The organism is Moorena sp. SIO2C4 (assembly GCF_010672485.1).
GTDB classification, from domain to species: Bacteria; Cyanobacteriota; Cyanobacteriia; order Cyanobacteriales; family Coleofasciculaceae; genus Moorena; species Moorena producens.
In genome coordinates, this window is the sequence record NZ_JAAHGN010000079.1 from 1 (window position 1) to 13,088 (window position 13,088).

Consider the following 13,088-nt stretch of genomic DNA (forward strand, 5'->3'; position numbering starts at 1 on the left):
TTTGCTGTAGATGTCCAGCTGATTCCCATTGAGAACCATCACCTCTTCCCGCCAATCCCCAGATACATCAGCAACGTAAAGTCTCGCCGCCTGTTCTTTGAACCGATGGAGAAATTGCCCACTCAGGGCATCGAAAATCCCCACGTCTCCTGGTTTATGGCGCTCTTTGACAGCCACTAATTGCCTCGACTCTCCTGTCCAATCAATCGGGACGATCACCTCTACACCTTTGTCTGTCCATCCCTTGGGAGCAACATCATCCATTTGATAGTTAGCAATCAGTTGACCTTGGGCATCAAAGACAAAGGGTTTCTGGTGCTTCTGGTAACGGCTGCGGCACCACACTTCTAATCCCGGTCGTTGGGGGTCAAAATCACCAATGGCAGCATTTTGTGGTTCTTGATGCTTGTAGTGGGTTTTCCAAATTACGCGATCGCGGTTATAAAGGAAAACCCGATTGCCACCCCCCTCTTCCAGAGCGACTACCTCTAATCCTGGAATGTCTGGACGCACATCAGCCACAAACAGGGAGTCAATATGACCTTTTATGGGAATTTTCAACAACATCTCTCCGTCGGGTGAGATGATTGTCCCACCCAAAACCTCATCTTTGCCATCTCCGTCGAGATCTGCCACCCGTGCCCCATTGTGAGCATTGGCAAGGAAATCATCTCGGCTCCACAATGGTTGAAGGTTTTCACCTTTGAGTAGGTTGTCTAGGGGATAGGCTGCTAGATAACGACCCATACGGTATCCTTCAGCATTAGTGGCCTGAAGTAGTAAATCGCGATCGCCTTTGCCCCGGAAATTGGCTACTACTAAGTGCTCCCAACCCTCTGTACCTTCTGGAGATGGGAGTTTTATAGTTTTCTGAGTCTCTCCATTGAACCCCTCAACAATATGGAGGGTATTGTCCTTGGTTAAAAACAGAACTTCTGTCTTTTGATCTCCATCTACATCAGCTGCTTGGACACCGGGGGCCTGGTTTCCTGGCAATCCTTGGCTCTCTGACTTCCCAGTTACCTGGATATTGATTGACTTGCTCCAGAGTGCTTTACCAGAATGACTGTAAGCTGCTATATAACCTGGCTTAGTAATGATCAAATCTTTCTGACCATCATCATTGATGTCTGCTGCAATCAGTCCACCGAGACGGCGATCGCTGGCAGCAGGCTTAAGTTCAATAACTTGAGGTTTAATCGTGGAATAAGGCAAATTCGACACTTTAGCAATACCTCTTTTTGCCTTGGATTGCTCCACACATCCCCAGCTTAAACAACTATAAAAAATCAATAATAAACATATTTTTAATTGAACTCGCCTCTGGCGTAATCGGTACAAATAGTTCTGCATTTCTATAGATAGTATCAATAGAGATTATCAATTCTTCAATAGCCCTAAGCGCTGTTGCATCTTTCTCAAGATGATCAGATCCGCTTTCTCTATGCCCATTGCCCATAACAGCAGTACATAAACTAGAAACACAACTCCAGCAGTAATAACCAATACCAGAAGGTAAGGCATAAATGAAACCCAAGAGTGTACACCGAGACCGATCAAAACAGCGAGAGTTCCTGCCCCTATGGTTTTTAAGTAGCTCCAGTTGAACCCATGAATATGCAAAACTAGGTAGACTTGCAAGATACGCAGCAGATTTACTGCTAAAATACTGATTCCTGTTGCCACTGCCGCTCCCATCAGTCCCCATCGTGGAATCATGAGCATATTTAATCCGATGTTGGTGATCGCTAACACCACGTCCCCAAAGAGCTTGAGATATTGATGCCCTGACATTGCTAGTACGTGCATGGCTAATCCTCCCGGACCAGCTCTTGCTAATTGCCCTGCTGCTAGAATTGTTAGAGGTAACGATCCGATTTCAAATTCTGAACCGAAAACACGTAGGATATCTTTACCAGCTACTACCACAATTAAGAACAGAGGTACAGTCAAGGAGAAGCTCCAGCGGGCAGCAGTTCTAAAGAGTTTGTCTAATTCTTCAAGCTCTCCGTTACTATAAAGGTTAGCAATCATCGGTGTGAAGATTGTTACCAACGAGCGAGTGAACAGAGTCATCAACAGTGCTGTCTGGGAAGCGGCCCGGTAAATCCCCACCTCTGCTACAGGTCGAAAATATCCCAGCATTAAAGAGTCTGTCCAGAGCATCACCAGCCACAAAAAACTTCCGAAAGATAAAGGGAGGGAAAAGGCAAGTAGTTGCCTGGTTTCGAAGACAGGGGTGATATTTCTGCTCAATAGGGCAGGAAAGATACCTCGAATAAAATGGACGGTGAAAGCTAAAGACACGATTACAGCAAGTAGCCAAGCAATCGCTGCCCCCCACAGTCCCCAGCCAACTTTACATAGTACTACAGCTAATATTAAGTTAATTAATGGTAGCAGAAGCTCCCAAACATAAACTTTGTATGCTGTTATCTGAAATCCTGTAGTAGCAAATGCTCCTACTGTCATACTAGCCCCGAAAGGGAGAGCGATCGCGAACACCCGCAGTGCAAGAGCAAGGTCTGGTTGACCAAAAATCCCCTGGGCAATAAGGTCAGATCCCAAAAATAGACCGATTCCAAATACTATACCGCTGAGGAAAGGTAGTCCAATCCCCTGTAGTAAAACTCCTTTGAGCCGACCATTATCATCTGTACCATGATGGATTGAGACATAGCGTATAGCTCCAGTTTCAAGCCCCATCCTAGAAAATAGTTCTCCGAGTTGGTAGATGATCATTGCCAAGGTGTAAAGTCCGAAGACTTCTGCACCCAGAAGCCAAGCAAGCACTACTTGAGTTACATACTTGAAAGCAGTACTTATGACTTGACCAAGGAAGGATAAACCAGCTCCTTTGACAAATTTGTTGAAGGTGGCATTAATTGGTGCCACTAGATATCTCCTCCACTGTTTCTATCAGTTGCTAAATTCCCAATCTGAGGCGACAATAGATCTTGAGTCTCCGGATGCCGTCGATATGACCTTTAGTGTTTTTAAGCATTGCCAGTATTTTCCGTGGTGGATGTTCAAGGAACCGAAATTGCATCACCTCTAGACCCGAAATTTGAGGTTGATGCCACTGCCTCTCGTACCCATAGCGCTCAAGTGTTCCTCCTGCTACAGCTTCAAAGATACGAAGTTCACGCTCTGTCATTTCACTGCGCCATTTGCCAGCGTTACTGGTCAGAGGAGGTCTAGAAAGATTTTTCTGGTTTTTCTGGTCAGTTGGATAGGATGCACCAACCTTATGGAATTCCAGCATTTCAGGGGCAAATTCCTCCTTAAGAAAGGTGCAAATCTTTCGAACTATACCTTCAGGTTCCAACAATAATTCTTCGTATCGGACTTCTAAAAAAGAGTCATCATTGAGAGCCGTTCTCAACTCTTCCACAGTTTCAAGATACTCTCGCCATTTTTGAGCAAGTGGGTAGATGTGCTTTGGACCAAAGCGAGAACCCTTCCAGGATAGAGCCACATCGCGGCCATCTCGCACTATATGAAGCACTTGCAAATTGGGAAAAGCATTGAAAATTTCGCGCCAGTAGAAAATATGGGCAGGCGTCTTTTCTCCCCAGCGTTGTTTACCTTGGGCATTAGTCCAGGCACCCATGATGCCATCAACTATGCCGTGAAAGTCAAATCTATAGATAGCTTCAAGGGTGTGCTCACGATTGGGAGGGGGAGACCAGTCTCTCATGACCTCGGTTGTCAGGATATCGTCTACCAGACGCTCACGGTTTTGAATCAGCTGTAGGTTACCGTAGTACTTCAGCCAGGGATAAAACGTATTATAGAGGTGAGACTCGAATGGTATAGCAATTCGTGGATGGCAGCCAATAATCCGACTCAGAAGGGAAGTTCCAGAACGAGGACATCCAAAGATGAAGATTGGGGACTCTGAAATACCTAGGTCTGATTTAGATTGGGAAGTCGGTGCTAGACTCAAATTTTTGGTTTGATTCATCTACTTAACTTCTCTTAAATTACTCATAATTTTTATCGAGGAAGCTTATTAAACCTGCTAAAATCAAGGAATTATATACAAGACCAAGATATGGTACAAATATTGACGTTTAGACTTGGATTTGCTGACGCATTCGAATTACCCTAGCTGGAACCCCAATCGCAACAGCATAATCAGGAAGGTTTTTGGTAACTACAGCACCTGCACCAACAATACACCCTTTGCCAATCCGAACTCCATCGAGAACAATTGCTCCGGCACCCAACCAAACATCATCACCAATCACCACTGGTCCTTTAGAATAAACTCCCTGTTCCATCATGGGAATATCCAAACGATCTGATAGATACCGACCACCCCCAATGTAACAGTTACCAGCAATTAAGACAGAACTGCCAATAAAAATGCCAGCACCTGAGGAGATAATAGCATTACATCCAATATCAGTTTTTTTACCAATAACTACAGGACCAGTTTTTCCCTGAATCACACAATTCCTGGAAACAATAACATCGTCTTTTATAGTTATTCCATCCTCTCCAGCACCGCTAGCATCCAGGAGAGCATAATCGTCGATAGCGATGCGGTTTTCAAGAGTAATATTTCCAGGATGACGTAAAACAATTCCCTTCCCCAAAATAACTCCAGAACCTACAGCCTTGAAAAGGGGAGAAAAAAAATTTTTTCTCAATAGATATCCAGCTCCACCAGCCAGATTACCAAATAAAAAAGTAGCTAATTCATATTGAACTAAAGATAATAACTTATTATTTCCTATAACCTTTGCTTGATAACTCTTCAATAAAGAAGAATCTTTTTTATTGAGTTGCTCTGTTAAAGAAACTTTGGATATCAATTTTTTTTCTTTATTGGCTATCATAATCAATGCTATTCTCAACTAGGTTAACTTTTGTTCGGAAACTAATTTAGGATTTTTAATAGATATCCATCCTTGGTCAAGATACCATTGGGCTAATTCCTTTAACCCTTCTTCATCGGAATGGACAGGCACAAACCCCAGTAAATTTATCATCTTTGCTGTGTTAAATGAGCGGTCTTTTGTATAAAACGCTAGCCGTCTTCGATAAATAGGTGGTTCTATGCCCAGGGGACGACAGATGAATTCCAAAAAATCACCTAAGGCAAACAGTGGCGCAGCTGGCAAACTAATGAATTTAAAGGAAATTCCATAGTATTCACTAATAATAGAGACCATTTTTTGAAAGGTTATCGCCTCCTTACTGCCACAAATAAAAACTTCTCCCACTGCTTGAGGATGGGTGGCTGATAGTATAAAAAAATTGGTCAAATCATCAACATGAATTAAGTGCAGTAAGTTACTTCCATTGCCAATTATTGGTATCCACTTACGGCCAACCATTTTGAAAATTTTCAAAAACCGTTTCTCCCCAGGACCGTAGATTCCTGATGGTCGTACCACAGTGACTGGTAAGCCTTCCTTTTTAGCAAAATCTCTGATCCACAGTTCTCCTTCTAGTTTGGTTTCTTGATATATATCTCCAGGATGCATTGGACAATTTTCATCACCAGGAGGATTTTCGACATGACCATGAACACCAATTGTTGAAACGTGAACAAAACGCTGAAATTCTGGCTCTTCTAAAGCGTACTTTGCTAGCAATTGTGTGCTTACAACGTGGACATTGTAGTAGACATTGTCAGCAGATTTTGCTTCTCGAAAAGGAGTTACAATATGAAAGATATAGTTAACTCCTTTGATGGCTTTCTTGATTAACTCTTCATCAAAAACATCCCCTCTAATCCATTCAATTTTAATGTCTTTAAAAGGCTCAATTTTAGAACTAGGACGTGCAATAGCGACGATATCTAAACCTTGTGCGACTAATTTACGTACAAGAACTGAACCTGTAAACCCTGTAGCTCCAGTCACTAAGACGCGACTGCCAGTTGGGAGTTTGAATTGAGTATCTTCCATATTCTACTGTCTTAGCTAACCTAAAAAATATTGGAATTTAACCAAGCAAGTTTATACAATTAATTTTAATCGGCATCTGGCTTAAGTCTTGGTAAGCTTTAAAATTACGGGTGAACCAAACAAATTAGTCAAGCCTGAGAGTCGAGCTAACTTCTCCATAAATGAAGAGAAGCTAGGAGATTTTAAAGCGCGATGGAGTACCATAGGCACAAAGAATTGGGGATAGCGCTCAGCTTTGCTCAGACCAATAGATTGAAAAAATTCTAGAAGCTCATGTTCTTTATAACAGATAAACTCTCGTGTATTTCCTTCCAATCCTTTCTTGAACTTAAATAGATAGGGGGCAATAGCATTTACGCTCCTGACTGTAGGATAGTCTAGGATTACTGCTTGCTTTGCTACTCGATTTAGTTCTGTTAAAAAAGACTGCCATTGAGTCACATGAGCCAAGAATCGATAGCTGATCACAACATCAAACGCTCCGTCTGGGTAAGGGAGATCCAAAACATTGCCCACCTTGAAGGAACAAAGATTAGCATCAAGAAAATTCTGAATCCTCCCCTTACAGACATCCGCACTACCAAGCACAGTGAGTTGATAACCATTTTGAATCAGAGCCCCTGTGAGTTGACCATGTCCTCCTCCCACATCAAGGATGGTGGCTTTAGGATAAGGAGTTAGCATTTTCAAGGTTGCGTCTTCCTGGACTTTCAGTAGCCAAGCCCCAATTTCCCCGGCAAAACGGGAGGCATAATCCTCAGAAGATGTTTCGATATCGGCTGTTTCGGTAAAATCACCTGTAGACACCACTGTTAAATTCCTTTAGTCATTTGTTTAGTTTTAATTGCTATTTTTTTTAGACTGAATTGCTAATTGGTTACGAATAAATCGCCAGGGGTTTTCTAGAGAACCATAGGCCTGAATAGGTGTCAGGGGATTGAGTAGCATTTCCTTGATATCTTTTCCTGGTTCTTCATTACTCAAGGAACCCTGGATAGTAAATCCAAAACTTCCAGGACGACAAGATTCAGAAGCCAAAGGAAGTGGATCGCTTCCTGGTAATATCCGCCATCCTTTTTTCTCTGCTTGTTTGAACAAAACTGGTCGTGACCAGAATACAGGACGTCCACCATTGTCTCCTAGAAAAAGCTTGGGAAAATTCTTGTCTTCCAAGAGCTTATGTAACAGTTTTCCCCGATGTCCGATCCATTTACCAACTCCCCAGGGCAGTATAGGGATTGCCCCAGCGGCAAGGATTTCTTTAATCGTTACGTCTAAGGGTAAACCATCTTCAAGGTTTTGGTCAGTGATCAACGCTAATACTTCCAGGTTTTCCGCTGTCACAATTTGGCGACCAGCAATTAAGAACATTCCTTGCCCTAAGGCGTTACAGGTATATAAGGATAAATCTTCCTGGGTACGGTGGAACATCCAAGGTTTTCCCTGGCTTACCCTAGACTGATTATTGTTTTGAGCTAAATCAGCTAACTTTTTATACCATTTTTGATGCTCTATTTCTGTCAACAATAATACAGCCTGAAAATTTTCTCTATCACCTGCCTGACCAGAAAATCGCTGGAAATTTTCCCAAGCTGAGGTCAGCAGTTGATCGATATCAAAACAGTCATGAAGGTGAACGTGACCATCAATCAGGATTAATTGATGCTTTTGAGCGGTAGCTACCATGGATTTTTGTTAGAATCTCCCTGATTTCCATAAACTGCTGCTGCTTCAATCGCATTCAGCTAAAATCTTGCACCACAACCTCAAAGGATCTTCTGGGCTAAACTCACTGGACCGTTAAGGGTTTCAATTCCAATACTTTTGTCCTGAGTTAATGCACCTCCCATATTAAAAATGTGATTAACCTTGTCTAACTCTAGCTCTATTTGTGACCGACTCCATCCTAATTCCGCACCCATCACCTCAGCACAGATTCTGAGAGCCTCATTTCCGGGATGACCAGCACTACCCAGTTCTGTCCGCCGGAACACCACATCACCTAATGTTTGAGCCATTTCCTCAACAACCCCATGCAAGACTTCAGCTTTGAGTACAGCCAAATCATCAGTAGGTTTACAGGAGTGATCTGATACTCGCTCCAAATATAGCAGTACATCTTGATAGGCACTACCGTAGTTATACACGAGGCGGCGCATTACCTCCTGCCCCAGTCCATAGGGTTGCTTAAGGATTTCCGTCTGCAAAAACACTTCAAATTGTTCGATGTGTCCACCGTAAATTGGTGTAACTGATGACAGGGAGTTGGGAGGCTTTTGGCCCCATGACCGAAATACCTGGTCAACCACTTTCTCAGCCACATCTCTGGCAGTGGTATATTTCACCCCAACCACTGAGATCAATCCTGGCAATTCTTCTTTGGCATGATCGAAGAGTTGATAGTGTTTAGCCAGTTGTGGCAATCCTGTCTCAGTAATGCCAGTTCTAGGAAGCAAGCCACCATGGATGAAAGCTACATCTGCTTGGTTGAGTTTAACCGATGGCCATGCTTGGTTGATGTCATCGAGCAGGTCTTGAATATCCTGTTGGGTAATGTTTAAGTTATCCGGGTCTTGATCCCAAACAGCATAGGATGTACCTACCAGGGATTTACCACGCCAGGGCGCAATAAATAGTAAGCGAGACCCCTTGTTAACTATGGCATCGGAGTCACGATAGGAGTATGGCGTGGAAATACCCACAGCATAGGTTTGGCAGAGGGGACGGCGAATCACCAGGTTCATGGCTTTGGCAAGGGGAACTCTGGGTTGCTGCTGGGGTTGCTGCTGGGGTTGTTTCAGTAAACTCAATACCCGATTTGTCCATGGTCCGCTGGTGTTGACCACAGTCTTGGCGCGGATGTCGAATTGATTCCCACTTAACACATCTTGCCCCTGAATACCAGTGACCCGATTTCCAGCTTGCAGAAATCCAGTCACTTCTACGTAGTTAGCCACCACTGCCCCAGCTTGCTCAGCTGAGCGCAGAAAAGATAGGGTCAACCGTTCAGAGTTGTAGACCTGAGCATCATAAAAGACTGCTGCTCCAGTTAGCCCCTGGTGGGGAATTCCTGGAAGCAGCTGCTGACACTCTTGCTTAGAGATGACCCGACCATTGGATATGTGTTTTTGGGGATCGAGTTGGCGATTGCGATCGCAACTGATTAGGTCATTGATAGTAAGTGCCACAGATAGCACTTCTTTTCCCTTCATCCCATGGCCGTAGGTGGGAATCAACACTGGTAATGGATGAACTAAGTGAGGCGCAATCCGCATTAAACTGGTGCGTTCATGAATCGATTCACGCATCCGTTTCAGGTCAGCATGCTGGAGATACCGTAATCCCCCGTGGATGGTCTTCAAGCTGTTAGCAGAGGTAGCGCCACCGAAATCAGCTTTTTCCACCAAGGCAACTGACAATCCCCTGAGGCTTGCTTCCCAAGCTACGCAAGCTCCATAGATCCCACCACCGAGCACTACTAGGTCGTAAGAGTTTCTGGCTAACTCTACTAGGTTCCTTTTCATTAGTTGTCTGCTTAGGCTATATGCTCTACTAACTCGTGATGTAGCCAATCATAAAGACTGTTTAAGTTTTCCCGAAAAGCTGCATAAGTATGCCTTTTCTCAATCAATTTTTTGCCAGCACTGCCCAGCCTCAGTCGTAGGGTTTCATCAGCGATTAGATCAAGCATTCCCTTCGCGAAAGCTTTGGCATCTGGGCTCTTAAGCAGAGCAAGGTGATTGTCTAGCAACTGGGTATGGGTTGGTAAATCTGTTGCTAACAATACTTTTCCACTATCGAGATAGGAGTAGAGTTTCATCGGGGTATTTTTACCCTTAATTCTCGGAGAGACTAAAATATCAGCCTGCTCCAAATAGATAGCCAGATGCTCAACTGGTTTCGGTCCTAAAAAATGGACATGTTTTTCCATCCCAAGACAGTGAGCCTTATTCGTGTATTTCCGAATGTCGTCCGCTTCTCCACCGATAATGACTAAGTTAGCCTGATCAGTCTGCTCAAGGGTCAACGCGAAGCTGTCTAGAAGTAGGTCAATCCCCTGATAATTCTCCAGATTGCCCACATACATCAGGAGGACATTATGGATTCCTAGCTCACGTCTGAGATTACTATAAATAGTACTATACATAGTTACACCAATGTTGAATCTTGAAGTTGAATCTTTAAGCAAAATTTTACACAAACCTGCACATTTTTACTAGAATTATCTTTCCTTACAAAATAAAACGTATTCTTAGGACATCAAAACAATATGTTCTGTTCATTATTAACAATAAGTATAAATTTATTTAACTCAAATTATAAAGTATGGAGGTTTTAAATATTTAGTCTAACTTTAAAGACTTTTTATTAATTTGTTAAAGATTAGAGTTAAGCAACGATATATCTGGAATAACTACAGTTTTTCTGGGCTTGTACTTTTGAATATCTGCTGCCAAAGCATCGCAAACTGAAACCACAACTTTGGCATTCTTCACAGCCAGTCCTTCAAAAAAGTTGAATAGTGACGAAAAAATATGTAGCAAAGGATACTTTTCAATCATTTGTTGGGCTAGAGATGAATCCATGTCATAGATATAGGGAATCTTACACAGGATTTTGAGCCCTAAACCGATAAAGACTGATTCCTCTCCAGCATGAACCAAATCGTAGCGTTTCTTAGTCACTAGGCGAATTACAGCAAGCAACATGAAAAAATCACAGACGATTTTTTTCCAGGAGAAGCCTGGTCGTATATTGCGAACCCAGGGTAGCTTAGGGGTTCGGTATACCTTGATATTTTCATACTTGATGTCACGCCCTTCAGGATAAGTCACGACATCAACTTGGTCTCCCCGTTCAGAAAGCACCTTCAAAACCAGGTTGACTGCGATGGGTGTGCCACGATTCTGATAAAACGGATGAGGAGCGAGTAATAGAATGTTCATCCTACTGACATTTCGTTCATCATAGGAGACTGGTTGATTCTCCCAGACAGTCAATTCATCCCTGCTGCTTTTGACCTCAAGCCGATCAGTAAGCCGATCAGTTTTGCTCGTTAAATACACGTTTATCTCCCCCTATATTTAAAGCACTCTAATCAAGAGCGCCCCATTTCCAAGCCAGCTTGATTTAAACTCCACTATTGCTCAGTAAGTTTCCGGTAGAGCTTAAGATAATTTTACAATCACCAGTGGTTAATTTCAGCTATGACTAAAACCCCTGACTTAGCAAGAATGTATGACTCAATGGTAAACACCGATACAAATGGATTAAATAATGCTTTAACTATAAACTAAAACTGCTCCTACTTTATTCCATGAGGATGAACCATACTGCCCAACTAAGTGTTATGCAGAACTGGTTTGAAGGGATTTTTTATCTAAAAAAAATCTATCTTAATTAGAACCTAAATAAATTCTCCAAATCAACTAGTAATCTGGAGCTTAATGAAATCTTGATGATAAACTTCATATAATCTTTACAAATTCCCAATCTTCAAGAAATCGCCTTGGTTAGCGGCTAAGCTAATATGCATTTAAATTTGAGGTCAGCATTCAGCCCTTAGCTGTCAGCTAAGGGCTGAATGCTGAATGCTTACGATGATACTTTGGTTAGCCACTAACCAACTTGATTTCCAATTGATAAGTAGGTGGGCATAAATAAACGTTAAAACTCAAAATACGAAAATAAAGCTGAAACCCTTTATTAAAGGGGTTTTCAGCATTTTGAATCTCAATCGCTATTTTACGGATAATTAAGCTCACCTACTTATCACTAAGGTTGTTCAACATTAAAGGACACCACTTCTCTGACCCGATAAATCGGTCTTCCCTGAGATTCGTGGTAAGTACGCATCAGTAGTTCTCCTAGTAGACCAAGACTAAACAGTTGTACACCAGTCGAGATCAAGAGTACTGCCAAGATTAGTAAAGGCCGATCCCCGATATCTTCATTAAGACCTAGCTTGAGAATGGTCAGATAAGTCCCAATGATTATGCCCGTGCCTAGGGAACTCAGACCTAGTAATCCAAATACATGCATGGGTCGGGTGAGGAATTTCTTCATAAAGAAGATGGTCAACAAATCCATTAGCACCCGGAACGTTCGCCCCAGACCATACTTACTACTACCATAGCGACGAGCATGGTGACGCACGGGTAACTCGGTAATTCTTGCCCCCTCAATAAATGCCAAGGCTGGTAAAAACCGATGTAACTCACCGTACAGGTTCATGTCTGCTACCAATTCCGAGCGATAAGCTTTCAGAGAACAGCCATAGTCATGGAGTTTAACCCCAGTGGTGCGTCCAATCAGCCAGTTGGCAATTTTGGATGGCAGTAAACGAGTCACAGCCGCATCCTGCCGTTTTTTACGCCAGCCACTAACCAAGTCATATCCTTCCTCAAGTTTGGCAAGCAGCATGGGAATGTCGGCTGGATCATTTTGTAGGTCACCATCTAAGGTAACAATGGCACGACCCCGAGCATAATTAAACCCAGCTGCCATCGCAGCAGTTTGACCATAGTTGCGACGCAAAATTACCCCTCGCAAATCAGGGCGGGAGAGGACTTGTTCCTTGAGCAGTTGGGTTGAACCATCTGTGGACCCATCATCGACACAAATAAGCTCATAGGTGAGCTTAGTATCGGTTAAGGTGGATGCGATCGCATGAATCAGGTGGGGCAAACTCTCCACCTCATTGTAGATTGGTACCACCACTGACACGTCTGGTGTTATATCAGTGCCAGACCAGTTCTGGGCATTTAATTGCCCTTGTTTAATTAAGGAAATTTCCATAGGATGCCCCAGGTTGAGTAATATCCAATCCGGTTTAAACTATAAGCACATATTATTGATGGTCTACTCTAACTTTTGGGGATATGTCAAGGCATTGGGCACATTTACCAGGGTAAACGCATCTTATTTTGAAATGCCTACTGGATATGAAATTCATACGATAAGTATTTTTGCTTATTAATTTTGAAATCTTTGTTAGGTGCGCTTGACCCATTAAGAATTTAATTCGCCACGGGTCGCACCTAATAGCTATGAGAAACGCTATCAAAGAACTTTTATAGCAACCGAAGTATAGTTTAGGACAGAGTATTTTGGTTGAAAGGGAGCAGGGAGTAGGGACTAAGGCCGTAGGCCACGCGGGGCGCA

General features: G+C 42.9%; 11 protein-coding genes. All 11 read right to left on the reverse strand.

Going from position 1 to position 13,088, the window contains the following annotated elements; genetic code table 11:
- Positions 1–1,224 (reverse strand): rhamnogalacturonan lyase family protein (locus tag F6K20_RS06830; RefSeq protein ID WP_287294207.1); only part of this gene is annotated, 1,224 nt, incomplete at its 3' end.
- A gap of 156 nt (positions 1,225–1,380) precedes the next feature.
- Complete coding sequence (locus F6K20_RS06835) at positions 1,381–2,895, reverse strand: flippase (RefSeq protein ID WP_008180958.1); 1,515 nt, start codon at positions 2,893–2,895, stop codon at positions 1,381–1,383.
- Between the two features lie 31 nt (positions 2,896–2,926).
- Complete coding sequence (locus tag F6K20_RS06840) at positions 2,927–3,967, reverse strand: sulfotransferase family protein (protein WP_008180956.1); 1,041 nt, start codon at positions 3,965–3,967, stop codon at positions 2,927–2,929.
- Between the two features lie 109 nt (positions 3,968–4,076).
- On the reverse strand, positions 4,077–4,823 hold the full coding sequence (locus F6K20_RS06845; protein WP_229414354.1) for an acyltransferase: 747 nt from the start codon (positions 4,821–4,823) through the stop codon (positions 4,077–4,079).
- Between the two features lie 42 nt (positions 4,824–4,865).
- Positions 4,866–5,924 (reverse strand): NAD-dependent epimerase/dehydratase family protein, encoded by a 1,059-nt coding sequence (locus tag F6K20_RS06850; protein WP_008180951.1) that lies wholly within the window; start codon positions 5,922–5,924, stop codon positions 4,866–4,868.
- 81 nt (positions 5,925–6,005) lie between these two features.
- Complete coding sequence (locus F6K20_RS06855; RefSeq protein ID WP_287294210.1) at positions 6,006–6,734, reverse strand: class I SAM-dependent methyltransferase; 729 nt, start codon at positions 6,732–6,734, stop codon at positions 6,006–6,008.
- Between the two features lie 30 nt (positions 6,735–6,764).
- Entirely contained in the window at positions 6,765–7,610 is an 846-nt protein-coding gene (locus tag F6K20_RS06860) for a hypothetical protein (protein ID WP_008180947.1), read from the reverse strand.
- 80 nt (positions 7,611–7,690) lie between these two features.
- Complete coding sequence (locus tag F6K20_RS06865) at positions 7,691–9,448, reverse strand: glycerol-3-phosphate dehydrogenase/oxidase (protein WP_287294212.1); 1,758 nt, start codon at positions 9,446–9,448, stop codon at positions 7,691–7,693.
- Between the two features lie 11 nt (positions 9,449–9,459).
- Positions 9,460–10,071, reverse strand: coding sequence for a glycosyltransferase (locus F6K20_RS06870; protein WP_287294214.1), 612 nt, complete (start codon positions 10,069–10,071; stop codon positions 9,460–9,462).
- 229 nt (positions 10,072–10,300) lie between these two features.
- Positions 10,301–10,990, reverse strand: coding sequence for a glycosyltransferase family 4 protein (locus tag F6K20_RS06875; RefSeq protein WP_287294217.1), 690 nt, complete (start codon positions 10,988–10,990; stop codon positions 10,301–10,303).
- 709 nt (positions 10,991–11,699) lie between these two features.
- Entirely contained in the window at positions 11,700–12,722 is a 1,023-nt protein-coding gene (locus F6K20_RS06880; RefSeq protein ID WP_008180938.1) for a glycosyltransferase family 2 protein, read from the reverse strand.
- Positions 12,723–13,088: the final 366 nt, after the last annotated feature.